General features: G+C 67.9%; 27 protein-coding genes and 2 pseudogenes. 13 read left to right on the forward strand and 16 right to left on the reverse strand.

Annotated elements, in window-relative coordinates:
* The 4 genes and pseudogenes from CcI156_RS25780 to CcI156_RS16625 form a co-directional block, all read right to left on the reverse strand.
* Positions 1–1,085: pseudogene (locus tag CcI156_RS25780) on the reverse strand (ISKra4 family transposase); the annotation flags it as partial.
* A 143-nt stretch (positions 1,086–1,228) separates the two neighbouring features.
* Positions 1,229–1,693: a transposase gene (locus CcI156_RS16615; RefSeq protein ID WP_083718609.1), complete on the reverse strand. Its 465-nt coding sequence runs from the start codon at positions 1,691–1,693 to the stop codon at positions 1,229–1,231.
* Between the two features lie 155 nt (positions 1,694–1,848).
* Positions 1,849–2,190 (reverse strand): DUF86 domain-containing protein, encoded by a 342-nt coding sequence (locus CcI156_RS16620; RefSeq protein WP_011436609.1) that lies wholly within the window; start codon positions 2,188–2,190, stop codon positions 1,849–1,851.
* On the reverse strand, positions 2,180–2,491 hold the full coding sequence (locus tag CcI156_RS16625) for a nucleotidyltransferase family protein (RefSeq protein ID WP_035733361.1): 312 nt from the start codon (positions 2,489–2,491) through the stop codon (positions 2,180–2,182). The genes CcI156_RS16620 and CcI156_RS16625 overlap by 11 nt, the downstream gene beginning before the upstream one ends.
* Positions 2,492–2,888: 397 nt before the next feature.
* Between CcI156_RS16625 and pip the strand changes: the two genes are divergently transcribed.
* The 3 genes from pip (at position 2,889) to CcI156_RS27835 (ending at position 4,503) form a co-directional block, all read left to right on the forward strand.
* On the forward strand, positions 2,889–3,854 hold the full coding sequence (gene pip / locus CcI156_RS16630; protein WP_076806711.1) for a prolyl aminopeptidase: 966 nt from the start codon (positions 2,889–2,891) through the stop codon (positions 3,852–3,854).
* Positions 3,855–3,942: 88 nt separating this feature from the next.
* The gene (locus tag CcI156_RS16635) at positions 3,943–4,131 is read left to right on the forward strand and encodes a flavodoxin (RefSeq protein WP_235463243.1); all 189 of its coding nucleotides are present in this window, start codon (positions 3,943–3,945) and stop codon (positions 4,129–4,131) included.
* A 138-nt stretch (positions 4,132–4,269) separates the two neighbouring features.
* A complete protein-coding gene (locus tag CcI156_RS27835) occupies positions 4,270–4,503 on the forward strand; it encodes an Rpn family recombination-promoting nuclease/putative transposase (RefSeq protein WP_139341527.1) in 234 nt (77 codons plus the stop codon).
* Here CcI156_RS27835 and CcI156_RS16640 read toward each other — a convergent pair.
* From CcI156_RS16640 to CcI156_RS27425, 3 genes are all read right to left on the reverse strand, one after another.
* Positions 4,429–5,934 carry a sulfatase gene (locus tag CcI156_RS16640; RefSeq protein WP_217697714.1) on the reverse strand — a complete coding sequence of 502 codons (1,506 nt, stop codon included), beginning with the start codon at positions 5,932–5,934 and terminating at the stop codon, positions 4,429–4,431. The two genes, CcI156_RS27835 and CcI156_RS16640, sit on opposite strands and share 75 nt — an antisense overlap.
* Before the next feature lie 65 nt (positions 5,935–5,999).
* A complete protein-coding gene (locus tag CcI156_RS16645; RefSeq protein WP_131728926.1) occupies positions 6,000–7,361 on the reverse strand; it encodes a hypothetical protein in 1,362 nt (453 codons plus the stop codon).
* The gene (locus tag CcI156_RS27425) at positions 7,327–7,452 is read right to left on the reverse strand and encodes a hypothetical protein (RefSeq protein WP_255361211.1); all 126 of its coding nucleotides are present in this window, start codon (positions 7,450–7,452) and stop codon (positions 7,327–7,329) included. The genes CcI156_RS16645 and CcI156_RS27425 overlap by 35 nt, the downstream gene beginning before the upstream one ends.
* A 203-nt stretch (positions 7,453–7,655) precedes the next feature.
* On the opposite strand from CcI156_RS27425, the gene CcI156_RS16650 reads away from it, so the two are divergent.
* Positions 7,656–8,180: a MarR family winged helix-turn-helix transcriptional regulator gene (locus CcI156_RS16650; protein ID WP_076806716.1), complete on the forward strand. Its 525-nt coding sequence runs from the start codon at positions 7,656–7,658 to the stop codon at positions 8,178–8,180.
* Positions 8,181–8,293: 113 nt separating this feature from the next.
* Here CcI156_RS16650 and CcI156_RS26285 read toward each other — a convergent pair whose 3' ends face one another.
* Together CcI156_RS26285 and CcI156_RS16665 are read right to left on the reverse strand one after the other, a co-directional pair.
* Complete coding sequence (locus tag CcI156_RS26285; RefSeq protein ID WP_023842201.1) at positions 8,294–8,779, reverse strand: hypothetical protein; 486 nt, start codon at positions 8,777–8,779, stop codon at positions 8,294–8,296.
* Complete coding sequence (locus CcI156_RS16665; protein WP_011436602.1) at positions 8,760–9,092, reverse strand: nucleotidyltransferase family protein; 333 nt, start codon at positions 9,090–9,092, stop codon at positions 8,760–8,762. Before CcI156_RS16665 ends, CcI156_RS26285 begins: the two co-directional genes overlap by 20 nt.
* Positions 9,093–9,474: 382 nt before the next feature.
* Between CcI156_RS16665 and CcI156_RS16670 the strand changes: the two genes are divergently transcribed.
* Together CcI156_RS16670 and CcI156_RS16675 are read left to right on the forward strand one after the other, a co-directional pair.
* A complete protein-coding gene (locus CcI156_RS16670; protein ID WP_131728924.1) occupies positions 9,475–9,723 on the forward strand; it encodes a hypothetical protein in 249 nt (82 codons plus the stop codon).
* Between the two features lie 230 nt (positions 9,724–9,953).
* On the forward strand, positions 9,954–11,192 hold the full coding sequence (locus CcI156_RS16675; protein WP_076806721.1) for an IS4 family transposase: 1,239 nt from the start codon (positions 9,954–9,956) through the stop codon (positions 11,190–11,192).
* A 244-nt stretch (positions 11,193–11,436) separates the two neighbouring features.
* Here the strand turns inward: CcI156_RS16675 and CcI156_RS16680 are convergent, their stop codons facing one another.
* Positions 11,437–11,925 carry a hypothetical protein gene (locus CcI156_RS16680; protein ID WP_011436599.1) on the reverse strand — a complete coding sequence of 163 codons (489 nt, stop codon included), beginning with the start codon at positions 11,923–11,925 and terminating at the stop codon, positions 11,437–11,439.
* A gap of 4 nt (positions 11,926–11,929) precedes the next feature.
* Entirely contained in the window at positions 11,930–12,850 is a 921-nt protein-coding gene (locus CcI156_RS16685; RefSeq protein WP_175637609.1) for a ParA family protein, read from the reverse strand.
* A gap of 435 nt (positions 12,851–13,285) precedes the next feature.
* On the opposite strand from CcI156_RS16685, the gene CcI156_RS16690 reads away from it, so the two are divergent.
* Together CcI156_RS16690 and CcI156_RS16695 are read left to right on the forward strand one after the other, a co-directional pair.
* Positions 13,286–14,410, forward strand: coding sequence for a DUF262 domain-containing protein (locus CcI156_RS16690; RefSeq protein ID WP_254847473.1), 1,125 nt, complete (start codon positions 13,286–13,288; stop codon positions 14,408–14,410).
* 1 nt (position 14,411) lies between these two features.
* Positions 14,412–14,924, forward strand: a complete 513-nt coding sequence (locus tag CcI156_RS16695) for a HEPN domain-containing protein (RefSeq protein ID WP_076806724.1) — start codon at positions 14,412–14,414, stop codon at positions 14,922–14,924.
* Between the two features lie 212 nt (positions 14,925–15,136).
* Here CcI156_RS16695 and CcI156_RS16700 read toward each other — a convergent pair whose 3' ends face one another.
* Positions 15,137–15,442, reverse strand: a complete 306-nt coding sequence (locus CcI156_RS16700; RefSeq protein ID WP_076806726.1) for a hypothetical protein — start codon at positions 15,440–15,442, stop codon at positions 15,137–15,139.
* A gap of 229 nt (positions 15,443–15,671) precedes the next feature.
* Between CcI156_RS16700 and CcI156_RS16705 the strand changes: the two genes are divergently transcribed.
* Both CcI156_RS16705 and CcI156_RS16710 read left to right on the forward strand, forming a co-directional pair.
* Positions 15,672–16,253 carry a TetR/AcrR family transcriptional regulator gene (locus CcI156_RS16705; RefSeq protein ID WP_011436594.1) on the forward strand — a complete coding sequence of 194 codons (582 nt, stop codon included), beginning with the start codon at positions 15,672–15,674 and terminating at the stop codon, positions 16,251–16,253.
* Between the two features lie 504 nt (positions 16,254–16,757).
* Entirely contained in the window at positions 16,758–17,525 is a 768-nt protein-coding gene (locus CcI156_RS16710) for a hypothetical protein (RefSeq protein ID WP_011436593.1), read from the forward strand.
* A gap of 296 nt (positions 17,526–17,821) precedes the next feature.
* Here the strand turns inward: CcI156_RS16710 and CcI156_RS27840 are convergent.
* The 3 genes and pseudogenes from CcI156_RS27840 to CcI156_RS16720 form a co-directional block, all read right to left on the reverse strand.
* A pseudogene (locus tag CcI156_RS27840) lies at positions 17,822–17,973 on the reverse strand (IS6 family transposase); the annotation flags it as partial.
* A gap of 86 nt (positions 17,974–18,059) precedes the next feature.
* Complete coding sequence (groL, locus tag CcI156_RS16715) at positions 18,060–19,685, reverse strand: chaperonin GroEL (RefSeq protein ID WP_076806729.1); 1,626 nt, start codon at positions 19,683–19,685, stop codon at positions 18,060–18,062.
* A gap of 211 nt (positions 19,686–19,896) precedes the next feature.
* Complete coding sequence (locus tag CcI156_RS16720) at positions 19,897–20,406, reverse strand: Hsp20/alpha crystallin family protein (RefSeq protein WP_076806732.1); 510 nt, start codon at positions 20,404–20,406, stop codon at positions 19,897–19,899.
* A gap of 539 nt (positions 20,407–20,945) precedes the next feature.
* Here CcI156_RS16720 and dnaK point away from each other — a divergent pair.
* The 3 genes from dnaK (at position 20,946) to CcI156_RS16735 (ending at position 24,598) form a co-directional block, all read left to right on the forward strand.
* A complete protein-coding gene (gene dnaK, locus CcI156_RS16725) occupies positions 20,946–22,886 on the forward strand; it encodes a molecular chaperone DnaK (protein WP_076806734.1) in 1,941 nt (646 codons plus the stop codon).
* Between the two features lie 101 nt (positions 22,887–22,987).
* Positions 22,988–23,584, forward strand: coding sequence for a nucleotide exchange factor GrpE (gene grpE, locus CcI156_RS16730; protein ID WP_369808174.1), 597 nt, complete (start codon positions 22,988–22,990; stop codon positions 23,582–23,584).
* A gap of 6 nt (positions 23,585–23,590) precedes the next feature.
* Positions 23,591–24,598 carry a DnaJ C-terminal domain-containing protein gene (locus CcI156_RS16735; RefSeq protein ID WP_011436588.1) on the forward strand — a complete coding sequence of 336 codons (1,008 nt, stop codon included), beginning with the start codon at positions 23,591–23,593 and terminating at the stop codon, positions 24,596–24,598.
* Positions 24,599–24,832: 234 nt separating this feature from the next.
* Here the strand turns inward: CcI156_RS16735 and meaB are convergent, their stop codons facing one another.
* Positions 24,833–25,858 carry a methylmalonyl Co-A mutase-associated GTPase MeaB gene (gene meaB, locus CcI156_RS16740; protein ID WP_011436587.1) on the reverse strand — a complete coding sequence of 342 codons (1,026 nt, stop codon included), beginning with the start codon at positions 25,856–25,858 and terminating at the stop codon, positions 24,833–24,835.
* Between the last annotated feature and the right edge of the window lie 101 nt (positions 25,859–25,959).

The raw sequence follows: 25,959 nt of genomic DNA on the forward strand, positions 1-25,959 counted from the left end.
GGCCTTGTCGGTGACCCAGGCCTCGGCGTCGGGGTCCCCGGTGGTGAAAAACGACCAGGCGGCCTTCCACAGGTATTCCAGGACGTGGATGAGATCGACGACGATGTGGACGACGACGCCGCGGTGGGCCGCCTCGGCGGTGACGGCGTCGAGCTGGGTGTTGTTGCCGTCGACGAGCACGATCCAGGTCCGGGCGTGGGTCGGGTCGCGCCGTTCGGCCTCGTCGAACCCGGCCGCCACCACCGTGGCGATGTCGTCGACGACCGAGGCCGTCACCCACTTTCCGGTGGCCTTCGGCCCGTCGGGCCCGGTCACCCCGGGCGGGGGCAGCACGTCAGCCGGGGTACGCACGACCGGGACGACGTCGTGGACCGCGGCCAACTCCGCCATCCGTTTCCGCCCGTTCTTCTCCCCGGGCGACAGCCGTGTCGCCAGCTTCCGCCCCGCGGCGGCCGCCTTCGCGGTGGCCGGGCGCAGCCCCTCCGGCCGCATCACCACACCTTTCCCGTCGAACTGCAACACCAACAGCAGCCCGTCGGGCACCGGCCCGCACACCGGGGCCGTGTAGAAACCGGCCACGTCGACCGCCACCGACCGGGCCAGCTCGACAAGCTGGCGCTTACCGACCCTCACCCCGGTCGCCCGGGCGACCGCGGCGACCGCGGCGTCGAACGACCCCCGCGCGGCCTCCAGCGCCACCAGCCGGCGCAGCCCGTGCGAGTGCAGCCCCACCGGCAGGTTCAACACCCCGTCCGCCGGGTGCAGGTTGGCCGCCCCGGCGCCCGATAGGCCAGCCTGCTCACCGCCACCCGGCCGAACACCGTCGACAGCGCCCGCCGATGCGCCTTCTCCACCCGGGTACGGACCACCCCGTCCACCCCCGCCGGCGGTTCGGCCAGCCGCACCTCCCGCGCCGACCGCAGATCAAGATGGTCCTGGAACAGCGACCGCAGCAGCTCCCGGCCCCGGCCCTCCAACCACACCTCAAGACCCTCATGGGTCAGGCCCGCGGTCTCCGCCCCCGCAAGCCCCGCCCGCAACGCCCCGTACAGCTCGTCCGACCCGGCGAACGCACCCGCCGACACCCTCTCCGAGCCAACCTCATACCCTGACACCCAGGCTCCTTGCTCACGTCACGTTCTGGCTTCGACACCCGCGAACGTAGTGGCAAGGAGCCCTTTCACGATCAACCCAAACCCAGGGAACCGAGATCATCCAGCCAACGATCTCACTCTGAAGGATCTACACCCATCATTTTTCGGCCGATCTGTGCGGTCTTCACGTTGTTCCAGACCCACTCGTCCGGGTTGGTGTCGGGGGCATAAGGCGAGAGAAAGAAAATCCGGAGCCTACCGTCTGTTCCTGCGACGAACCGACGGACAGCCTTCGAATCGTGGTAACTGACGTTGTCGACGATGAGGAAGACCTTTCCACCGTCGTCTTGGAGCAGCTTCCGGCAGAATTCTATGAAGACCTTGGAGTCGACGGACCCGCCCTGCTGGAGCATGAAATGAAGCTTTCCCTGGGCGCTGACCGCGGAGAGCATGAGAACCGATTTCCGGTCTCCCGTTCGGCTGATCACCGGGGTTTCACCGACGGGAGCCCCCAGGACGCCCTCGACACCGCCTGCACCATCCACCTCCCCGCCGAACCCAGCTGAATCACTGCACCCCCAAAGGACTTCCAGGCTCAACCACTTAGCGAGGGTGCTGCGACCAGAGGCTGGCGTAAGCCGGGGTGCTTGTACGGACACACAAAGTGAGTATCTGGGTCGCAGCTGACCCCAAGACCGGCCTCCGCAGCAGCGGCCGCTTCACCTGGCGGTGGGCCGACCTCGGTGCAGCCGGGTCAGTCTTCCGCCAGCATTCTGCGGACCACTTGTTCGAGCTCGGGGAGTTTCTCCTGGAGTACCTGCCAGACGAGGGCGTCGTCGACGGTGGCGTAGCCGTGGATGAGGATGTTCCGGAAAGCGACTATTCGAGGGAGCTCGGGGATCGCGGCGGCGAGGTCGGGGGCGACCTTGGAGAGTTGGTTGAGGGCCTCTCCGATGATCTCGAACTCGCGTTCGACGGCGGCGCGGAGCATCGCGTTCGCCTGATAGTCGGCGAAGGTCTGGCCGTGGGCAAAATCCCGGACGAGTTCGGCCGCGTTCGCGGCATCCCAGAGGTACTTGCGTGGGTCAGGCGGCATACAGGGGCTGCCTGGTGCGCATGACCTGGTCGCGGAAGTAGGGGTTGCGGATGGCGGTGACGCTGACTACGTCGACGGCGCGGCCCAGMAGGCGCTCGAGCCCCTCCTTGAGGGCGAAGTAGGTGCCGTAGTAGTCGAATCCGTCGCGGCCGGCGTCGAACTCGACGAGGACGTCGACGTCGCTGCTGTCGAGGTCAAACGCATCGCTGGTCGCGGAGCCGAAGAGGTCGAGGCGGCGGATGCCGAGCCGACGGCAGAGTCCCTGGATCTCCGCCCGCCTAGCCTCGATCAACGGATGCATGCCCACCTCCTCCGGGGACATTGTGCCCGACCCTACGCCGCACCGAGTGGACCCACGGCCTCGACCGGAAGCGGGGTCTGCCCGATTCGTACGGTATCGCGCCAGGCGACGAGAGCGATGGTTGAGGTCTGTGGGTCAGCCGGGAGCGTGTACCCTTCCGGTGATCGCGGTTCAGGTCCTCAAACAGGCCGACGTTGCCGCGTCAGTCGGGAAGGGTATGCCCGTGCTGACGGTAGTCGCAGCCGGTTGCGGAAGACGGTGACTCGGCGGCACCCTCGCCGATCGAAGATCGTGTGCGAGAGCGCGCGACGGATGCTGGCCGACGCGCTGGAGRCCGAGGCCGACGCGTACCTGGCGGAGTTGGCCGGCGAGCGCGATGCATCGGAGGGAGCATCAGATGGGGCAGCCGTACCGGCCTATCGAGCCATACGCGCACGGCTTCCTCGATGTAGGCGAGGACAACCAGATCTATTGGGAAACCAGCGRCAACCCAGACGGCAAGCCGGCGTTGTGGGTGCACGGAGGTCCCGGCAGCGGCGGGCGCCGCGGCAGCCGCAGGATGTTTGATCCGGACGTCTACCGGATCATCCTGTTCGACCAGCGTGGCTGCGGYCAGAGCCGACCGCACGCCAGCGACGCGACCGTCAGCCTGGAACACAACACCACCCGGCACCTGATCGCCGACATGGAGAGGCTCCGCGAACATCTCGGCATCGACCGGTGGCTCTTTTACGGCAGCTCATGGGGCTCGACGCTGATACTCGCCTACGCCGAGCGCTACCCTGAACGGGTCTCCGAGATCATCATCGTCGGAGTCACCATGACCCGGCCCGAAGAAATCGACTGGCTCTACCGCGGCGTCGGGCGCCTGCTGCCAGCCGCCTGGGAAGCGTTCCGCGACGCCGTGCCGAAGGACGACTGGGACGGCAGTCTCGTTGCTGCCTACAACCGGCTGTTGGGCAGCCCCGACGAGGCGATAAGAATCACCGCGGCGCGGGCCTGGTGCGCCTGGGAAGACGCCGTCATCGCGCACGAAGCGCTTGGGGCGCCAGGCCAGTACAGCAGCAAACCCGACGATGCGCTCGTGGCCTTCGTCCGCATCTGCACGCACTACTTTGCAAACAACGCCTGGCTGGAGGACGGGCAGTTGCTACGCGACGCTCACCGGCTGGCCGGGATTCCCTCGGTGTTGATCCACGGCCGACTTGACCTTGCCAGCCCGCTCAAGACCGCCTGGGATCTCGCCAAGGCATGGCCCGACGCGGAAMTGAAGATCATCGACAATGCAGGCCACACGGGCAGCCCCGCGACCCAGAACGCCATCATCGAGGCGACCGAACGGTTCAGCACGAACGGACACTGACCCGAGGAGGTGGCCCGTGACGGTTCACCGACCCCTACCTTGGCGAGGGTGCTGCGACCAGATCTATTACCCGGTCTTGGAAGCGACTGTGGGTCGTCCGTACGCCCTTTACGTCCATGGGAACAGCGACACGACCGGCGCGGTCCGTGGCGTCGAGGCGATCGCGACCGGGCTGAAGTGGAAGCGCCTGCGCGAGCCCCTGTCGATCGTCGGTGAGGCGGATGCCGGGGCACGAGAGGCCTGCTCGGAGTTGGGGGCACGGTCGCCGCCAGCCTGATGCCGTAGCTGACCGGCCTGGTCGAGCGTTCCGTTTCAGCCGCGGGTGGTCGTGAGGAGCGACGGGGCAGTGGTCAGGGCCGGTGCTTGACTGTCGTGGTGGAGTGGGTGCTCCGGTGGGTATCGGTAGGGTGTTGTCATGTCGTGTTCGTCCCCGCCTCATGACGCGGTGTGCCGCCGGATCCTGGGGACGCCGTCGAACGCGGCGTCGCAGTTGCGTGCGGTGCTGCCGTCGGGCTTGCTGGCCAGGCTCGACTTCGCCCAGCCGGGACGAGATCCAGGTCGGGAGTGGCCGTTGTCATATCGGCAGACCGGCGGCGGCKCAGGCGGCCTGGGTGTGGCAGTTTCCGAGGCCGGCAAGGACCGTGTGTAGTTCGGCGCGCTGCGCCCCGGTGAGCGCGCCCGCGACGTTGTTGATCTCGTAGGGGTCTTTCGTGATGTCGTAGTACTCGATCTCGTGTTTGGAGTCGTTGTACTCCACGTAGACCGCTTCGACTGGCCCGTCGAAGTGCGCGAGGTGTGGCGCTGAGATCCGGATCGCCTCGTAGGTCGTCGGGTTGCTGCCGCCGGGTTCGTGGTCGGGGTCGGCGGGGTCGCTCGCCTGGCCGAAGTGTTCGACGAGCGCGATCGTGCGCCAGGATGGCGGCTCCGTCGCGGGGCGCAGCAGCGGGACGAGACTGCGCCCGTCAACGGGCCTGGCCGGGGTGGCGCCGGCGAGGTCGGTGAAGGTGGGGTAAAGGTCGACGTTCTGAGCGACCTGGGAGATCACCCGGCCGTGGGGGACGCCGGGCCCGGTGACGATCAGGGGCACGCGGATGTCGGTGTCGAAGGCGGTCTGCTTGCCTCTGACGAGGCGGTGCTGGCCGAGGTGGTAGCCGTTGTCGGAGYTGAAGACGAAGTAGGTGTTGTCGAGCAGGTGCTCGGCGGCGAGCGTCGCCTCCGTGTCGCCTACCAGTTTGTCGACGGACTCGACGGCCTGGGCACGCTCGCGGTAGGCCTGGTCCAGGTTCGTGAGCACTGACGGGGCGAGAGGGGCGCGTTGGCCGAGCCAGGCCGGTGCGTCGGTGTTGTTGGTGTTGAAGGACGGGTCGCGTGGCTCGGTCAGGCCGGGGAAGTCGTCCGCGTTGCGCGGCGCCGGTGTGTACGGCTGGTGGGGGGCGTAGGTAGCCACCTCCAGGGCGAACGGCTTCCCGGCCGAGCGTCGGATGAACGCCTGGGCGTCGGCGTTGAGCACGTCCACGCCGTAGTTGTCCTGGCCGGCGTAGTGGCGCACGACGCCGTTGTCGTTCTGGTCGAAGTTGAGCTCCGCGTAGCCGGTGGTGTTGCTGACGTGCCAGTCGGACCAGCCGCGCGGGACGGGTCCGGTGGTCGGGGTGATGGTGGGGTCGCCGTAGCCATTGAGGTACTTGCCGAGCATCGAGGTCTGGTATCCCGCCGCCTGCAGCGCGACGGCGAAGGTCCTGCCGGCGAGGCCCTCCTGTTGGAACTTCCCGTAGCCGCCGTCAGGGGAYAGGTTGGTCTCGACCTTGGTGTCGTGAGGGAGGAGGCCGGTGAAGATCGACGACCGGGACGGGCAGCACAGCGAGTCGGTCACGAAGTAGTGGTCGAACGTCTCGCCCTGCCTTTCCAGGGCGGTGATGTGCGGCGCGATCTGGTCGGTGACCAGGTTCCAGGACAGGTCGTCCGTGAGGATGAAGACGATGTTCGGGCGGGCCGCGCTCGCCGTTGTGGCCGGCGCGGCCGAACCGCCGCAGGCGCCCGCCGCCAGCGCCAGCGAGGCCGTGGCCGTGGCCGTGGCCGCCACCAGCCGCCGCCGAGAGCGGGGACGGCGTCGGGAAGCGGAGTCGTGGTGCTCTCGTCGCCACAGTTTCATGATCGTTCTCCGTTCATGCTGGCGTCGACGGCGGTCAGCGGCGCGCTTGCGGCCCAGGCGGTCCCGTCGGCGGGATAGAAATTGGCGTCATAGCCGGCGAAGTAGATACGGCCGGCGTCGAAGGGCGACCGCTTGATGGTTCTGATCGCAACGAACGCCTGCCCGGACCTGATCGGCTTGCCGACCGGGCCGGCAGGGGTGAAGTCAGGCCCGTCCAGGGCGCGTAGCACGTAGGACGGCGTGCCGCCCGTGTCGGTTCTGACGGCGAAGACGGCCTGGGCGTCGAAAGTCGCCGCGCGCGATGCCGTCGGGCCGCACGTCCTGCTCGGCGGGCAACCGCCGGCGTAGGCATGCTCGACGCCGAAGAACTGGCGGGAGGCCCCGTCGGCGTCGATCGTCTCGAAGTTGTTGTAGGCGGCGATCACGTAGTCGATCGAGCCGTTGCCGGTCGCCGGCACYGTCGTCCCCTGCTCCGCCAGCAGTTGGCGCAACGCGGGACCCGGGTCGAATTCCAGCGCCGGCGACAGACCGGCCGCGGCCTGCCCGGGCCCGGGTGCAGGGCCGCCGACCTGTCCCGCGGGTAGGTGGTCGAACCGGAAGGCATCACCATCGCCCTCGGTGGAGGTCAGCAGTGCTGGCGCGCCGTCGTGGGTGACACAGGTCAGCCCCCGCAGCCCACTGTTGCGGGCGCCTACCGGTGGCTCCTGATAGACGGCGGCCCAGCGGGCGGTTCCCGGCTGGACTGCCCCGTCGTTGCGGCGATAGAGCGTCGTGTTGATCGTGACGTAGAGCGCGCCGCCACAGTCGGCGAACCCGGTCACCTTCTGGGTCTTCAGCCCGGGTGAGTTGGGAGGCGGGGCCGTCAGCTCCGATACCGGGTCGAACACCAGCGTGTGCCGGATCGGCGACCACGTCGCGCGCAGGATCCCGGTTGGTTCGGCGCCGGCGTACACGGACCACACGCCAGCCGACTCGTGCGCGCCGAACGACCGCACGGCCGCGGCCGTTGACGGCAGGACGAACGCGTCGTCCGGCGCGAACGAGCCGGCCCCGTCGAGCAGCCACTGGATCTCCGAACGCCCGTTCACGACCGCCTGCGTGACGAGCAGCGAGTGCCCGGCTCCCAGGCCCTGGTCGGCCGGGATGGGGAACGAGTCCAGGGCCTGCACGCGAAGCGACCCTGTCTGCTCGAACACCCGCCAGGGAGCGTCCGCCGCGTCTTTGACCAGGATCTGGCCAGCGGCGGGAGCGCCCGGGTACTCCCACTGGTCGGTCGCCGCGAACAGGCGACCGCCCTGGCTGGCCAGTGCCATGACCTCGGTGTCATGCGACACCGCCGAGCCACTGGCAGTCGTCAACGGCTCCCGGGTAGCCGTCACCGCCCACGAGGGGCCGGTCCGGGCCGACGAGGTCGCGCTCCCCGCCGGCGGCGAGCCGCTCACGGAACACGCAGCGAGTAGACCGGCGGCGAGCACCGCGTACGCCGCGGGCCAGCYGAACCTGACTGAGAAAGCACCTTTCCGACGCATAGGCCTGAGCATCGACGACGCGACGCAAATCGGCAACCATGGTTGTCAATCGACCCGGCGTAGGCGCGGACAGGTACTGACCTATAGTCACAACCATGGTTGACAGTTGGGGGTGGGGTCGCTATGGGTGACGATGCCTCGGCCACGCCTGATGCCGCCGCTGGTCCGGCGAATCGGAGCGCCCTCGGCGGCTTGCTGCGCCGGGCATGGGTCGGCTACCAGAACCGCCTCGACGAGCAACTCGCCGCGGCCGGGTTCGAGCGCCAATTCCCGGACGGTCGGGTACTCCGCTTCTGCGCCGGATCGTCGGGCGCGACGGTCGCACAGATAGGACGGCATCTCGGCATCACCCGCCAGGGCGCAGCCAAGATCGTGAATMGCCTGGTCACGTCGGACTACCTGGAGGTCTCACCCTCCGAGACCAGCGGCCGCGAGAACACCGTGCGGCTCACCCTGCACGGCCAGGCCTACCTCACCACCCACCGCGCCGCGGCCCGCCGCATCGAGGACGATCTACGCACGGCTCTCGGCCCCGAGGCGTTCGACAGTCTCACCCGACTGCTGGCTGCCCTCGGTGCCGGCAGCGACGAACGACTGACCGGCTATCTGCGCCGCCGGACGACTCTGGCGGACGTACTAGAACTCTGATCTGTTCCGATCATCCCGGCTCAACTCGACGGCCACGGCGTGACGCTGCCGACAGCCTCTGGGAGATACGCCTCAACGCTCTCGGCGCCTATGTGCTGGGGGCTCGCCGACCGCTACGTGGCCGAAGCCGCGCCGGACGACGACACCACCCCGGTGGTCAACGCCGTAGTGATCAACCAGGCGTGCGGGTTAATGGGGACGCCGTCACGTGGCCATCGGTCGGCGGCCATCACGAACGCCTCCTGCACGGCTTCCTCAGCGAGGTAGGGATCTACCATGAGCTGTCGCGGGGGCGGTAGCTGGCAAGCCGCGAGCCGGTGGCTGCACGTCGGCGGCCCGCAACCCGCCGACCACACTCGAACCGCCTGCTGGCCGACCGCCTTCGTGTGTCCGCGCTGCTCCTCCAAGTCCAGCATGGTCGCTGCCCCGTCTGTCGGGGCCTGCTCCTGCACGCCGACCGTGAGCCGCAGAGCCCCGAAGAGTGGGAACAGTGGCTCGCGGCGACCCGCACGGCGACCCGCAAGCGCGCGCTGATCGCCTGGGGCGCGGGCACACCGGACGAACGTGTCGCAACCCGCCTCATACACGCCCGCTGCCACCGCCGCACCCTCGGCGAGGGCACCAGGGCAGCGCTTCTGCCCACCCGCAAGCCCACAGGGCTCGCTTGAGCCGGTTGCCTGGAAAGCGGGCACGGCCCAGCAGGCATTCGAGTCCCTCTTTGAGGGCGAAGTAGGTGCCGTAGTAGTCGAATCCGTCGCGGCCGGCGTCGAACTCGACGAGGACGTCGACGTCGCTGCTGTCGAGGTCGAACGCATCGCTGGTCGCGGAGCCGAAGAGGTCGAGGCGGCGGATGCCGAGCCGACGGCAGAGTCCCTGGATCTCCGCTTGCCTGGTCTCGATCAGCGGATGCATGCCCACCTCCTCTGGGAAGATTGTGCCCGACCCCGCGGCCGGTACGCCTCATCGGGATGCCCGAAAAATGCCTCGGAGGGGCCGAGGTGCGACCTGGCCTGCCAGAGCCGGGGCACGTCARCCGTGACACTGACCTGGATCTCGGCGGGGCTGTTGGCGAGCACCACTCGGGCGGTGGCGAGCCCGCCGACGGCGCGCGTTGCCGTCGTTACGGCGGGAGTCACGCGGCGGACCTGGTCTCGATGCGAGGCTGTGCGGTGCGCGGTGGACCCTGCTCTCACATCTTGGGTGCTGTCCGCCGATTACCTGACCTCTGCCTGTGGAATGGCAGGCAGTGTGGGCGGCCGACATATCGGGCCAGCGGCGGCTGGTAGTCCCCATCATGATCATCGACCCGCGCGGTCTCGACCTCGGCCTGGCCGGCACCCGCGCCTGGATCGACCTCCACGACCTGTCCGCCGCCGACGTCGCCACCGCCCGCGCCCGGCTGCTCGATGGGCTGAACGCGGCGCGGACCGGCCGGGCTAAACCCGCCGGCCGGGTGCTCTTCTCCGGCGCTCGCTCCGTCGCCCGGGTAAGGGGGGATCAACCGAAACTTGGAGGACCAGTCGACCCAATAGCGCTGCTTTAAGGTGATCGTCGTGGTTCGAGGCAGTGAAGTTCGATGCGGCGGGTGACGGTGACCACGGCGGGTTCGCCGAGTTTTCGGGCAGGGAAGTCGCCGGTTTTCTTGGTTTTGCGGGGACTGGCGCGGTCGGGGCGGTCCCGGACGAACGTCGCGGGTTRCGAGATCTCGGGGAGGAAGGTGGCCAGGGCCCAATGGCCGTAGGTTAAGTGATCGTCGTGGGGTAGGCTTGGCTGGTGGGGCATGACGGGAGTGAGGGGCTGTCGCCGGAGGGCTGGTTGCCGGACCGGGTGACGGTGGGTGTGTTGACGCGGGTGTACCCACCGGAGCTGGTGGACCGGGTGTTGGCGGTGACCGACACCGCGGAGGTTCGCCGCCGGCTGTTGCCGTCGTGGCTGGTGGTGTACTTCGTGTTGGCGTTGTGGCTGTTCCGGGGCCGGAACTGTGGCTATGTGCAGGTGCTGGCCCGGTTGACCAGCGGGCTGCACTTCCAGCGCCGGGCGGCTGTGTTGGCCGCGGGTGGGGCGGGTGGGGCGGGTTGGTCGCTGCCGGCAAGCCCGTCGCTGGGCGAGGCGCGGGCACGGATCGGGTCGGATCCGGTGCGGATGCTGTTCGAGCACGCCGCGGGGCCGGTCGGTGTCGAGGGCCAGGCCGGGGTGTTCCTGCACGGCCTGCGGCTGGTGCAGATCGACGGGTCGACCTGCGATCTGCCGGACACGCAGGCCAACCGGGCGTTCTTCCCCGGGCCGTCGAACGCCGGTGGGCCGGCGCCGTTCCCGAAGGTTCGCTGGGTCATCGCCGCCGAGGCCGCCACCGGTGCCCTGCTGGGGGCGTCGTTCGGCCCGTGGAACACCGGCGAGCCGGCGCTGGCCCGTGACCTGCTGGGGCAGCTGGGCCCGGGCATGCTCACGTTGGCGGACCGTAACTTCCTGTCCCACCGGCTCGCCGGCGAGGTCCTGGCGACCGGGGCGCACCTGCTGTGGCGGGCGAAGGCGACCTTCACGCTGGCCCCGGTCCACGTCCTCGACGATGGCAGCTACCTCGCCGAGCTGACACCTCCCCGCGGAAGCGAGGGACCACCACTGACGATGCGGGTGATCGAGTACACCGTGCACTCCACCACCGCCGGCGGCGACGAGAGCAGCTCAGAGCTGTTCTGTCTGGTCACCGACCTGCTCGACCCCGAGGAATGGTCCATGCTCGACCTGGCCCGCGCCTACCCGACCAGGTKGGGATGCGAGACCGTGATCGGCCACCACAAGACCGATCTCGGTGAAGGCCGACCCGTCCTGCGCAGCAAGGACCCCGAAGGCGTCGCCCAGGAGATGTGGGCCCTGTTCGCCGTCCACCAGGCACTCGCCCGCCTCATCGGCGTCGCTGCCGACACCACCGGCACCCCACCCGACAGGATCAGTTTCCGTCGGGCCCTCACCGCCGCGTCCGATTCCATCGGGACCGCGGCTTTCCCCCCCTGAACAGGCACTCCTCGCGTTCCTCCTTGAGATCTGCGACCCGCGCCTGGCCATCCRTGACCGCCCCGACCGCACCGCACCCCGCAAGACCCGCCGGCACAGCGACTACCCCCGCCGCACAACCGACGATCCACCCACCCGGCGCGTCACCCGCCGTCTCGAACTTCACTGCCTCGATTTCCGGTGACCAACCCTCCCTCAAACCTCCAAGGGATCACTTAACCTACGGCCATTGGGCGTTGGCCAATCACAAGGACGTGACCCGCCTGCCGATACCATCCTGGTCGAGGCGGACTCCCACCGCGGAGTTGACGATCATGTCAATCATTTCGTCACGTCGGCGCCCCAGACTCACCCGAACTCCGAGATCTCGGCCGATCCGCTGGAGGATCTGCTTGTTCCTGGCGATMCCCTCAAGGAACATGTGCGCCTCCTCGCGGCTACCCATCTCATCGAGGCGTTGGCGTACGGACGCGGAGTCAGGTTGACCAGCCACGACTGTCGATCCGTCCTTGATCGTGCCGACCCTCCCCCGCGGCACGCTTTCGGGCGCCGGCGGACTGGTGGTCCGTTCCCCGACTACGTCGGCGCCGAGGACCGGCCGGTCAGGCGCTCGCTGCACCGTGAGGACGAGCCGGCCAGCAGCTAGCTCAACCACGGTCTGATCATCGAAACTCCGGATGAGCGCCGAGACCCTCTCCAGCACTGCGAGGACGGCCGTCATGCCTTCAGCCATCAGCTCACGGTCCAATCCTGCTCTCGAATTCGTCAACTAAAGCACGGATTTCTGTTGCTATGTCGGGACGTAGTCCGAACACCGCTGGCAGGAGCCTGTCGACACCCGTCTGGAAATCCAGGCTCTCGCGCATCATCGCAGTAAATGTAGGGAAGAGGCGGCGAACCTCGTCGATAACCCGCTGGCTCGAGGGGGTGGGTCCGGGCCCCCCACCCCCATGCCTTACTCGAGTGAACACAACACCTAGAAAGGCAGGCGCCAGGTCTTCCACTCGGTTCTCGCCGGAGGGAGACCATCCAAGGATCTCGAAGTTATTCTTCTTGAAGTCGGTAAGTCTTTCGGTCAGATGACGGATACCGAAGGTAGCCAGCMTCTCCGGCTGCGCAGGGACCAGAACCCCTTCGCTGGCCACGATCGCAGATCGAGTGAGTATCTCAAAATCCGGCCGGMAGTCGATAAGCACGTAGTCGAATCCCTCACGGCGGAGCAGCCGTAGGCCATCGGCCAGTCGCATCACTACTCGGCGGTGACGATCCTGATAGCGGCGTGAACTGGGGTCACCGAGTTCTACACCGAGCCTGGCAGCAACGCCCTCAAGCTTCGGGGCGGAAGCCACAATTGCAAGCTCACCGCCGTTTCTCCTGGTATGCGCCCGAACTTCCTGCGGCCAGGAGACGTACCGCATGAGGTCTGGCCCAGCCCCTCGACGACCAGCTGCCATGTACCAGTCCGCGACGGTTCGCCGGTCAATCTGTCGCTCGACGTCCGCCGGCCGATAGAAGGAGTGCGTCAGGCTGGCCTGAAAGTCCAGGTCGAGCAGGAGAACACGACGTCCTCGACGCGCAAGCTCCGCACCGACGTTGGCCGTCAGAGTCGTCTTCCCGACACCGCCCTTGGAGTTGACTACGGTAGCGACCTGCATCATCAAACCCCGCGGACCTTGGATGCGCGACGGCGTTCGGTCGGCCGCAACTGRACCAAGCCGCTTCCCCGCCGATCCCGTGAGATCACAACGGCAAATCACCCCCATCTCCACAGCATGCCATCCGCCTGCGCCACATTCAGGAGAACGCCACGAATCGCTCCTGTGGTCGCACCCGATGACCATTCTGGGCCAAGCCGCCCTGAGCAGATCTGACCAGCAGGTTCGAACCGAGCCGGCCTACGCGGCTCCGTCGGATCGACCCTGAGGTGCCACGACTTCGCCAGTGTGTCGATGGTGGTATCCTGTGCGACAGCTTGGCCACGTGGGCTGGTCGACTCGGCGAAGGCTCCCGCCACCCGCGCTGGACGGTCCCACTTGGCGGCCTGCCCTGAGTTCTTACTGACTCGGCACCATGTCGCACGGCTTTCCGAGGGGGTGACCGAGCTGGCTGAGCAAGCTGGCAACGACAGCGACTCCGAGGACCTGCGCGACGACGACAGGGCCGAGCTTCAGGAGGTGGACCCCGACCCTCCGCAGATCAGCTACAGCGRCACCGACTTCGACGTCGAGGGTCTGGTCCGTCGGCACGATCGGGGCGACATAATAGTGCCGTCCTTTGGCAATGATGATCCCGRCATCGAGACAGCCGGCTTCCAGCGCGAGTTCGTTTGGAAGCGTTCGCAGATGGACCGTTTCATCGAGTCCCTACTGCTCGGATACCCCATTCCGGGTATATTCCTTGTCCAACAACAGGACCGCCGCTATCTCGTTCTTGATGGACAGCAGCGGATAAAGACCCTGAGCCTCTTCTATAATGGCAGCATCAACGGGCGCGAGTTCGCACTTCAGAACGTGGCCGCCAGATTCCAGGGGCTGACCTATCAAACTTTTTCACCCGAACAGCGTCGCACGCTCGACAATACCTTCATCCAGGCGACAATAGTCAAAACCGACGGCACCCGCGAGTCACTCGACGGCGTTTATCAGATCTTCGAGCGGCTGAACTCGGGCGGTACGCAGCTCACGCCGCACGAGATTCGCGTGGCGCTCTATGCAGGCGAGTTCATCAAGTTCCTCACCGCTCTGAACGAAAACCCGGCGTGGCGCGCTCTCTACKGGCCGCCATCACCACGGCTACGCGATCAGGAGATCGTGCTCAGATTCATCGCCCTCTACGTGTCACCGGGTAGCTATAAGCGCCCCCTCAAGAAATACCTGAACGATTTTGTTGGCGCTCACCGCCGACTGAACGAACTGGACGCCGAGTTGATCGAAAAACGATTCGACAGGGCAGCACAGCTTGTGTTGGAGGAGGCCGGAAGAAGCRCCATTCGCGGCCGGGGGCGTCAGCTCAATGCGGCTCTCACCGAGGCGCTTTTGGTAGGATTGGCCCGTAGGCTTGATGCCGGTAGCGAACCGACCGCAGCTGAGGTCAGCCGCGCCATCGACGCGCTCCTCAACGAACCCGACCTGGATTACGTGACCACGCGCGCAACGGCCGACGAGGAGAGTGTGCGGATGCGCCTGGCGCTGGCAACGAGAGCTTTCTCCCGCATCTGACATGAGCAGGCGAGAACGCGCCGAGACCTGGCCGCCGACTGAGACCAGAATTATTTTAGACCGCCTGTCCGAGCTAGCTGCACTGGTACAAGATCAGGCAAGAGTTGCGGATAATCAGGAGGTCGTTTCCTGGCTTGCGCGACTACTGGTGATCCGAAGCTGCGGATATCTGGAGCAGACCGTGGCGGGGACATTCCGCGCCTACACCAGCAGGCTGTCCTACGGCCACGTCAGGAACTTCTCGCTTGGCTGGTTGGAGCGGACGCAGAACCCGACGCCTGCGGCGCTCGAGACCCTGGCCGGGCGCTTCGACCAAGGCCTGCGCCAGGAGCTGAGCGCACTGCTCGACGCGGACGACGGTCGGCTGCGCCRCGAGCTGGCCACGTTAGTCGATCGGCGGAACAGGATCGCCCACGGCCTCAACGAAAGCGTCGGAGTCAGGAAAGCATTAGAGCTCCAMAGAGTGGCCTGCGAGGCCGCCGACTGGTTCATTCTTCGCTTTGGGCCTTCCTGAGCCCCGGACGCGCAGTGCCGGAATTCGCCGAGCGGCGGCGGACATGCCAGTCTGATAGTGATGGTGGAGCGCGGTGCCTGCCCCGGGCCGGCGCACCCAGACTCGCCGGTGCCCAGTAGGTCCGCGTTCCCTTCCCAGAATGGTTCCCGAGATGTCGCGGGCGGCCGGGCGGGGCACCAGAACCTGCGGTGACTCTGACCTCCAGAATGTGCTCAACCGACCTTGGCGAGACCGGTCGGGTTGCGCCGGTCCCRCGGCGCGCCCGGGTGAGGGTACCCCTCCTCGCCGAGGTCACCGCGGCCCTTGTCGAGGTCACTGTGGGCGTAGCCCTCAGCCAGGATCCGCTGGGCCGACCCGTTGACAGGCCGTCCGGCCAACGTCCCCGATCGCCGGTCGAGACCGGCGCGCAGCAGGGCGATCAGCGCCCCGATGAGCAGCCCCCAGACCACGACCATGCTGAACGTCATCAGCAGCCAACTACCCCAACCCCAGTTGTACCCACCCCAGACCATCATCATGATCTCCTCCTCTCTCGTCCCGGCCTCCTACGGCGGGCCGTACCTCTACCTTCGGCCGGCGCGGCCGACGGGACGAGGGCTGTTCGTCCCGGACCGGTACGACGCCAGGCCCGTGCCGGACATGCCCTCGGAACCGCCTCCACCCGATCCAGGGGTCCGCGGCGGCGGGCCACTGTCAGGACCTCGCGCCAGGTAGAACCACCGTCTCGCGGCGGGTAGAAAGGACGCTATGCGTCCCCGGGCGGTCACCCGCGAGCAGATCATCGCGGCGGCCGACACGATCGCTCGGCGCGACGGGCTCGACCATCTCACGGTCCGACCCCTGTGCGCGGAGCTCGGCGTTACGGCCCCCGCGATCTACCGACGCTTCCCCACCAAGAATCTCATCGTCGAGCGCGTCGTTGACGACGCGCTCGGCCGCATCGACCTTCCAGGCCCCGAGACCGGCGACTGGGCCGACCGCCTAGGGCGCTGCTTCACCAGCGCGCATGACGTTGCCGCCGCCTACCCGGGGCTCGCGGCACACATGGGTCGGCAGATGGCCGGCAGCCCCTCCGCGGTACGCAACGCGAGCTTCCTGCACGATCTGCTCATCGACGCCGGTATCGGACCGGAGGACGCGAACAGGATCATCTGCACGATGTTCGTCTACCTCTGGGGACACCTGCTGGCAGCCGAGGCCGTGGCCGATCTGCTCGGCTCGACCGGCACCCGGGACCAGTTCCTCTGGGGCCTCGACCACCTGCTCGGTTCCTTCCGTCGGCAGTTCGGCGGACCCGTGCCCGGCACCGGGAACACCCCGGAAGGCTGACCGCCGCGGTCGACCGAGTTGGACCGGTCAGCGAGCCTCTTTTCTCGCCCACACCGCCCGTCGAGCCGTCGATGGGGGCCTACCACGGGATGTTGCCGATCATGGTCCGGGCGCACGGCAAGATCACAATAGCAAGCGCAAACATCTTGCAAGCACACAGCAAGCAGTCCGGAATCCCCGGAGGAAAACCGGGTCGAAATGCCATTACGTGGTATCAAATTTACACATGAATTAGACCGAAATATTCTACCGAGACCGCCACTCTTTCGTTTCTTCGATCAGCTCACGAACAGCGTGGAGTTGCCATTTGACCCCGCCCAGCGTCATTCGTCCGCCTCTATCTGGCGTCCCTCATCCACCGTCGAGAAACCATGATGGATCGGTGATTGACATTCTGTATCGGCTACCGGAGGCTCCAGGCTGACTGCCGTGGGGAACGACGATCATCGCACCTTACGGCAAGACCGCAATCATGATCCATAAGACTCTCGGTAGAGGTGAATCATGGTCGATATTACCAGAATTCGGCGCCTGCTGCCAGCGCTCGTCGCGGCCCTGGCGCTGACGATAGTCTCGGCTCCGGCCGCTAACGCGGCGTCGGGCAACCCGGGTGTCGTGCCCCCGGGGGCACGCGTATTTGGGAAGAGCTATGGTGCCTGGTCGGCGGCATGGTGGCAGTAYGCACTGGCGCAGCCAACCACCACGAACCCGCTGATTGACCCAACTGGCGCGTTGTGTAACGTGGGCCAATCTGGCTCGGTATTCTTCCTGGTCGGCGCCTTCGGTGGCGAAAAAGTCGTTCGAAACGATTGCACGGTACCCGCGGGCAAGGCACTCTTCTTTCCGCTCGTCAACGTCTTCGACGCCAACAACCCCGGGGAAAATCGCACGGCCCGGGAGCTGTGGCGCGAGATGGAGGCAGGCTTGTCGTTCGCCAACCTCCACGCCAGCGTCGATGGCATACCAGTAGGAAAGCTGCGAAGGTACCGGGCTTGCGCCGGACCCGTCCACCGGTGCGCGCATCCGTTCAGCATCACRCTCCCCGATGACAACATCTTCAATGCCCCGGCGGGCATCTACACGCCTGCCGTGGCTGACGGCATCTACCTACTCCTCAAGCCACTTGCGCCGGGCCGCCACACGATCACCTTCGGTGGAACCGGACGATCCGACATCACCGGCCCCTTCTCCGCAGATATCACCTACCATCTCACCGTCCGGCCAGGCCATCACCATGTTCACGATCGGTACGCGTCGAGTTCCGACAAGTAGCGGTCCAAACCCTCGAACTTGGTAGTTGCAGCGGGGCTGCCTCGCTCTGAATGATGCGTGACCTGGGCACGAGACCGCCGTGGTCACCTGGCTTTCTGGGTATTCGCGGGATTCGTGATGACCGCCGCCGCGCGTCGAGCACCGGTGGGCTTCCGCATGTTTCCGATGTCAACCTTCGAGATAGCCGACGTGTCGCCCCATAAAGGTGGCCTTCTGTACGGGACGAGGAAGATCTGATCGTCAACRTCCCGTCACAGAGGGCCACCRCATGCTGACACCCAGGTGGAACACGATGATCAGACGGCGTGGGYGAACTCGGTGAAGGCAGTTGATAACTGCGGCAACGGGTCGGCATCGGTCCCKAGTTCGTGGTGGCCACGGCAGATGCTCTGGACGGGGGCGTGCCCGGCTCCGACGGTTGGACGGAGCGGAGGCGTTTCAGCCCGCGTCCTCTCACCGATGCCCTCCGGACAACCCGATCCGGCTGTACCAGTCACCGTCGGTCGGCTCCGATCAGCTCGCATTCCGATTTTTTCAGTACTCCAGGCCACCCCCACCAGCTGGCGCTGCCGCGGTTTCCTTTTCCTCTGGCTTTTCGGCAACGACGGCCTCGGTGGTGAGGAACAGCCCGGCGATGGATGCGGCATTCTGCAGGGCGGAGCGGGTGACCTTGGTCGGGTCGATGATCCCGGCCTCGAGCATGTTGACGTGCTCGCCGGTGGCGGCGTCCAGCCCCCACCCCGGTTGCAGGTTGCGGACCTTCTCGACCACGACGCCGCCTTCCAGGCCGGCATTGACCGCGATCTGCYGGAGCGGCTCGGTCAACGCGCGGCGCACCATCTCGGCCCCGGTCCGCTCGTCCTCAGCCACCTCCAGCCCGTCGAAGACAGCCCCCGAGGCCAGCAGCAGAGCCACCCCACCGCCGGGGACGATGCCCTCCTCAACGGCGGCCTTCGCGTTGCGGACCGCGTCCTCGATGCGGTGCTTACGCTCCTTGAGCTCGACCTCGGTGGCCGCGCCGGCTTTGATGACGGCCACGCCACCGGCGAGCCTGGCCARCCGCTCCTGCAGCTTCTCGCGATCGTAGTCGGAGTCCGACTTCTCGATCTCGCTACGGATCTGGCTGACCCGACCGGCGATCCGGCCCGGGTCGCCGGCGCCCTCGATAATGGTCGTGTCATCCTTGGTAACGACAACCTTGCGGGCCCGGCCAAGCAGGTCGAGGTCGGCGTTCTCCAGCCTGAGACCAACCTCCTCACTGATCACCTGACTGCCCGTCAGAACGGCGATATCGCCGAGCATGGCCTTGCGCCGCTCGCCGAAACCCGGCGCCTTCACGGCCACGGACCGGAACGTACCGCGGATCTTGTTGACGACCAGGGTCGCCAGGGCCTCCCCCTCAACGTTCTCGGCGATGACCAGCAGCGGCCTGCCGGCCTGCATGACCTTCTCCAACAGCGGGAGCAGGTCCTTGACCAGCGAAATCTTGATGTTGGCGACCAGGATGTAGGGGTCCTCCAGGACGCACTCCATCCGCTCCTGATCAGTGATGAAGTACGGCGAGATGTAGCCCTTGTCGAAACGCATACCTTCGGTGAGCTCCAGCTCGAGGCCGAAGGTGTTGCTCTCCTCGACGGTGATGACGCCGTCCCGGCCGACCTTGTCCATCGCCTCGGCGATGATCTGGCCGATCGCGGTGTCCCCGCCGGCCGAGATCGAGGCCGTTGAGGCGATCTGATCCTTGGTTTCCAGCTCCCTGGACAGATTGGCCAGTTCCCCACAGACCCGCTCGACAGCCAGCTCGATGCCACGTTTGAGGGCGATCGGGTTCGCGCCCGCGGCCACGTTCCGCAGGCCCTCATGGACCAGTGCCTCCGCCAGAACGGTCGCCGTCGTGGTGCCGTCGCCGGCCACCTCGTCGGTCTTCTTGGYGACCTCCTTGACCATCTCGGCACCGATCTTCTCATACGGATCTTCGAGCTCGATCTCCCTGGCTATGGAGACGCCGTCATTGGTGATGGCGGGAACGCCCCACTTCTTCTCCAGGACGACGTTGCGCCCCTTCGGACCGAGCGTCACCTTCACGGCGCCGGCCAGCTGGTTCATGCCACGTTCCAGCCCGCGCCGTGCTTCCTCCTCGTAAGCGATGATCTTTGGCATGATAGTTCCCCTGAAGCAGAACGCGACCGGACTCCGCAAACATCGCAGGCCCATCCTCGCGACATGCAAAACCTTAATTACAAATCGTCGGTATCGCCTGCTGGCGGGGCAAGCCGACCGGCTGGACAGGCCGGGTCTGCCGGGGTCCCGGTGGAGGGCGCGCTGGCGGGTCCGGGTACCAGGCGCGCTCAGTTGTATACCAGGCGCTCAGTCAGCTTTGGCCCTCGGGGCCGGTGCCTTGGCCCTCGGGGCCGGTGCTGATCTCGATGTGCTTGGGCTGGCTCCGCTTGGCCTTCGCCAGCCGGATGGTGAGTACTCCGTCGGCCAGGGTGGCGTGCACCGATTCCGGATCAATGTCACCCGGCACGGCGATGCGGTGCTCGAACCGGCCCACCGGGYGGCTACGGCGGCGCAGTACTCCCGTGCGTTCCCGCTCCTTGATTTCACCGGTGACGAACAGCTCGTTGTCACGCAGGTCCACGGAGATGTCCTCCCGGCGCACCCCGGGAAGATCGAGATCGATCACGAACGCGTCCTCGGTCTCCTCAATGTCGACCGGCTGCACCATGCCGCCCAGCAACCGCGCCGGACGGCCCTCGACGCCGCCTATGACGTCGCCGAGCAGATTGCCCATGCGGGTCCAGGCGTCCTCGATCTCCCGGAACGGATCCCACCGTGCCAGCGTTCCCAGGCCTTCTCCGCGTCGTACGGGTAGTGTCATGATCCTCACTCCTTCCGGCCAGGCCGGCCGGCTATCACCTTTGCGTCCAATTGACTATGCCTTGCCTCTACCCCTGCCTCGCCGGCCCGAAAACTGCGGGCCGCGGCCGAGAGACACCCGGCTGCAGCCGGCTKTAGGCCAGAAATCGGCTGTAGGGCCAGAAAGCGGCGCTGCCCGGTGCTGCCCGTCCTGCCGGGCTCAGGCCCCCGGTCCCTGTCCTGACCCGGCCCGATCCTGCCCCGGCCCGGCCCCGACCGGTGTGGCTCTGCCAGCTCTCCCGGTGCTCCAGCTCTCCCGGTGCTCCAGCTCTCCCGGTGCTCCAGCTCCCCTGGCAATCAGGACCTACTGGCGATCAAGGCCTTTTCGTGATCTCTTCCTTCGCCTGCCGACAAGCGATACTCCGTAGGCAATGCGTTTTGCTGGGCAAATCCTGGACAGGTTCCCTGCTGTGGGGCCGGTTTATCCGCGTGAAGCCTGCTCACGGCGTGGGAACGCCCGATTCGTCATATGTGTGAGGTTCGCTTCTGGAGGAGCATTCGATGGCGAAGGCAGTCGGCATTGATCTGGGGACGACCAATTCGGTGATCGCCGCCTGGGAGGGTGGCGAGCCGAGGGTCATCCCGAACGCGGAGGGTGCGCGGACGACACCGTCGGTGGTGGCGTTCACCGAGAGCGGTGAACGCCTGGTCGGGCAGCTGGCGCGACGGCAGGCGATCCTGAACCCGAAGGGCACGATCTACTCGGCCAAGCGGTTCATCGGCCGCCGCTATGACGAGGTGACCGAGGAGGCCAAAGCGGTCGCCTTCGACGTCGTCCCGGGCCCGGAGGGCGCCGCCCGGTTCAGAATCCGGGACAAGCTCTACGCGCCGGAGGAGATCAGCGCGCTGGTGCTGCGCAAGCTGGCCGACGACGCTKGGCGGAACCTGGGCGAGAAGGTCACCGAAGCGGTCATCACGGTGCCGGCCTACTTCAACGACGCGCAGCGCACCGCGACGAAGGACGCCGGCCGGATCGCCGGCCTGAACGTGCTGCGGATCATCAACGAGCCGACCGCCGCCGCATTGGCGTACGGGCTGGACAAGAAGGGCCACGAGACCGTCCTGGTCTTCGATCTCGGCGGCGGCACGTTCGACGTGAGCATCCTCGACGTCGGCGACGGGGTGGTCGAGGTCCGGGCCACGGCCGGGGACAGCCACCTGGGCGGGGACGACTTCGACCGCCGGCTGGTCGACTACCTCGCCGACGGGTTCCACCGGGAACAGGGCATCGACCTGCGCCGGGACCCCCAGGCACTGCAACGGCTGTTCGAGGCCGCGGAGAAGGCCAAGGTCGAACTGAGCGCGGTCACCCAGACCCAGGTGAACCTGCCGTTCATCACCGCCGACGCCACCGGGCCGCGGCACCTGACCGCCACGGTCATGCGCTCCACCTTCGAACAGATCACCGCCGACCTGGTCGAACGGACCATGGGACCGGTCCGCCAGGCGATGGAGGACTCCAAGATCAGTGCCGACGACCTCGACGAGGTGATCCTCGTCGGCGGCGCCACCCGGATGCCCGCGGTGCAGGCACTGGTCCGGCGGCTGACCGGCGGCAAGGAACCGAACATGAGCGTCAACCCCGACGAGGTCGTCGCCCTGGGCGCGGCGATCCAGGCCGGGGTGCTCAAGGGCGAAGTCTCCGACGTGCTCCTGCTCGACGTCACCCCGCTCTCCCTCGGGGTGGAGACCCGCGGCGGCCTGATGACGAAAATCGTCGAACGCAACACCACGATCCCGGTGCGACGCTCCGAGGTGTTCTCCACCGCGGAGGACAACCAGCCGGCCGTGGACATCGTGGTACTGCAGGGCGAACGCGAACGCGCCGCCGACAACCGGGTACTCGGCCGCTTCCGCCTGGAAAACATCCGCCCGGCGCCCCGCGGCGAACCGCAGGTCGAGGTCACCTTCGACATCGACGCCAACGGCATCCTCAACGTCACCGCCCGCGACAAGGACACCGGAGCCCAGCAGTCGATCACGATCAGTGAGACCTCCAACCTCCCCAAGGAGGAGGTCGAACGGATGATCACCGAGGCGGAGCGTAACCGCACCACCGACCAGGCGCTACGCGCCGCAATCGACGCCCGCAACGAGCTGGACTCGGTCGCCTACCGCGTCGAACGGCTGCTGGCCGAACTCGGTGACGCCGCCCCGCCCCACGAGAAGGCCCGCGCCGACCTGCTGGTCGCCGACGCCCGCCAGGCCATCAAAGAGGAGGCTCCGGTGGACCGGGTCCGCGCCCTGACCTCGGATCTCCAACAGATCTACCACGGCCTGGCCGCCGCCCGAACCGGCCAGGCCGCCCCCACCGAGGGAACCGGYGGCAGCCCGACCGACACCGCCCCGGGCGGCCYACAGCCACCACCTGGCGGCGGCACCCCTGGCGGCGGCAGCCCTGACGGCGACGACGTGGTAGACGCCGAGTTCGACCGGGGCTGACCCATGCCAACCGAGACCGACCCATGATGGCGAACGACATGCCGCGCGAACAGCGCCCAGACCGGACCGGCCACGGCGCCGACCAGACCACCGACCAGACCGTGGACCGGAGTAGCGGAGAGGCCACCGCCCACGCCGGCCCCGTCGGCGCGGACGATCTCCCGACCGAGACGGTCCTGGACAGTGTGGCGCTCGCCATGCAGGTGGACAAGCTGACCGACCGGTGGCGGCGGGCCGCCGCCGACCTGGACAACCTGCGTAAACGGACCGTCCGGGAGCTGGAGCGGGATCGGGCGGCCGAACGGGCCCACGCGGCGGCCGCCTGGCTGCCGGTCCTCGACCATCTCGACCTCGCGCTCACCCACGCCGACGCCGACCCCACCTCGCTCGTGGCGGGTGTCCGGACGGTCCGGGACCAGGCCGTGGACGTGCTGGCCCGGCTCGGCTACCCGCGCCACGACGAGGTCGGGGTGCCGTTCGATCCGACCCGGCACGAGGCGCTGGCCGCCGTCGAGGAACCGAACGTCCCAGCCGGCACGGTGGTGGCCGTGATCCGCCCCGGCTACGGCGACACCGGACGGCAGCTACGCCCCGCCGGAGTCGCCGTCAGCCGCCCTCCGGGCGAACCGCCCGGCGGCGCCCGGCAACCAGGCGAGATCGGCCCGGACCCGGGCGGCACCGGCGGGCCCGCGGAGTGACCGGCCGTGGCCCAGGACTACTACCAGCTTCTCGGTGTCGGCCGGGGCGCGAGCGCCGAGGAGATCCAGCAGGCCTACCGCCGCCTCGCCCGCCGTTACCACCCCGACGTCAACCGCGGCCCGGAGGCGGAGGAGCGGTTCAAGGAGATCGGTGAGGCGTACCGCGTGCTGTCCGACCCGAAGACGCGGGCGCGCTACGACCGGTTCGGCGCGGACTTCCGGCGCATCCCCGAGGACTACGACGGACGGGTGACCGCCGGGCCGGACTTCGGCCAGGCCGGCCGGGGCTGGAGCCGCACCGGCCGGGTCCGGGCCGAACCGAGCTTCGGCGGCGCCGACTTCGCCGATGGCACCGACTTCGCAGACTTCGCCGACAGGGGTTTCGGACGCGCCGGCCCCGGTGGCGCGGGCCTCGGCGGGAGCATCTTCGGTGACCTGTTCGGTGATCTGTTCGGGGCCCACGGCGCGACCGGGCCGATCCCCGGCGCCGACCAGGAAGCCGAGCTCGAGCTGACCGTCGAGGAGGCCTACCGGGGCGGGCGGCGTCAGATCACCCTCGCCGGCCCCGGCGGGAGCCCACGCAGCTACCAGGTCACCATCCCGCGGGGGGTGGTCGAAGGCCAGCGCGTCCGGCTGGCCGGCCAAGGCGGCCGCGGCAGCAGGCACGGCCAGCCCGGCGACCTCTACCTACACGTGAAGATCGCGCCGCATCCGTATTACCGGCTGTCCGGACGAGACATCAACGTCCCGCTGCCGGTCACCCCCTGGGAGGCCGCCCTGGGCGCCCGGGTCCCGGTCACCACCCCCGGCGGCGAGATCAAGGTGCGCGTCCCGGCAGGATCGTCCAGCGGCCGGCGGCTGCGCCTACGCGGCGCCGGCCTACCCAACCCCACCGGCCCGCCCGGCGACCTGCACGCCGAGGTGCGCGTGGCGGTGCCGCCGGCCCTGACCGCCCGGGAACGCGCGCTGTTCGAGCAGCTGGCCGCCGTCTCGGCCTTCGACCCGAGAACGTGAACTCGCCCGACACCGCGTGCCCCGAGGTACGGGGGTGCCCCGAGGTACGGAGGCCGCCCCGAGGTTATGTCCCGTCATCCCGGGAAGGTACCGTCACGTGGACGCCAAGCCGAACACCATTTGCCCGACCTGCCATGGTCGATGCCGCACGGTGTCTCATGTGGCGGGCTTCCGGGCCGGTCAGGTCCGGACCGTGCTGGTGATCGACCCCTGCCGCTGCTGCCACGACCGCGGTTACCTGGTCGGTTTCACCGCACCGGTGTGACCGGCGGCCAGGCCAACGGCGGCCTGAGCGGCGAGTGCCTCGTCGAGGAGACGATCGGCCGCGGTGTGGGGGTCGAGTCCGCCGGCGACGACCTCGTCGGCGAGCTGGTCGATCGCGGCTCCGGGCCGCAGGTCCCCGATCCGCTCCCGCAGCCGGGCGAAGGCGATCCGCGAGATCTCGTCGACCGCGCGCCGACGCCGTCGGCGCTGCAGCTGCCCCGTGCGCAGCAGCCAGTCCCGATGGGCCTCGATCGATTCGACGAGCTCGGCCACCCCCTGCCCGGTGGCGGCGACCGTCCGCACGACCTGCGGACGCCGGTCGTCCTCCCCGCGGCCGGCACCGCCCATCCGGAGCATGGCGGTGAGCTCGTTGACCGTCCGGTCCGCACCCGGCCGGTCGGCCTTGTTGACCACCAGCACGTCGGCGATCTCCAGAACGCCCGCCTTGGCGGCCTGGACGCCGTCCCCCATCCCTGGGGCGACCAGGACGAGCGTGGTGTCCGCCAGGGCGGCGATGTCCACCTCGGCCTGTCCCACCCCGACGGTCTCGATCAGGACGACGTCGAACCCGACGGCGTCGAGAACCCGCAGGGCCTGGGGCGTGGCGGTCGACAGGCCGCCGAGACTTCCGCGCGTCGCCAGCGAGCGGATGAAGACGCCCGGATCGGTGGCGTGCTCGACCATCCGGATCCGGTCGCCGAGCAGCGCGCCGCCGGTGAACGGGGACGAGGGGTCGACGGCCAGCACGCCGACCCGCCGGCCCGCAGCCCGATAGGCGCCCACCAGCGCGGAGGTGGAGGTGGACTTGCCGACCCCCGGCGCCCCGGTGAGGCCGATCACCTGCGCGCCCCCGGTGCGAGGCATCAGCAGCTGCTCGGTTCGCTGCAGGTACGGCGAACCGTCCTCGACCATGGAGATGAGCCTCGCCACCGCGCGGCGGTTGCCCGCGACGGCGGCGGTGACGAGTTCGGTCACCGACTCGATCGACGAGCCCACCCGGGTACCATCCCCAACCGTCACGGCCACCTCACTAATCGAGCTCACCAATCGAGCTCGGTGATCGAGCTCACCAATCGAGCTCGGTGATCGAGCTCACC

Origin of the sequence: Frankia sp. CcI156, assembly GCF_001983015.1 — a bacterium.
Classification (GTDB): Bacteria; Actinomycetota; Actinomycetes; order Frankiales; family Frankiaceae; genus Frankia; species Frankia casuarinae.

Bases quoted from the DNA above. Each gene is read 5' to 3' on its own strand.
- CcI156_RS16620 (WP_011436609.1), bottom strand. From the start codon at position 2,190: ATGCCGCCTGACCCACGCAAGTACCTCTGGGATGCCGCGAACGCGGCC.
- CcI156_RS16665 (WP_011436602.1), bottom strand. From the start codon at position 9,092: ATGCATCCGCTGATCGAGACCAGGCAAGCGGAGATCCAGGGACTCTGC.
- CcI156_RS16670 (WP_131728924.1), top strand. From the start codon at position 9,475: ATGATCATCGACCCGCGCGGTCTCGACCTCGGCCTGGCCGGCACCCGC.
- CcI156_RS16705 (WP_011436594.1), top strand. From the start codon at position 15,672: ATGCGTCCCCGGGCGGTCACCCGCGAGCAGATCATCGCGGCGGCCGAC.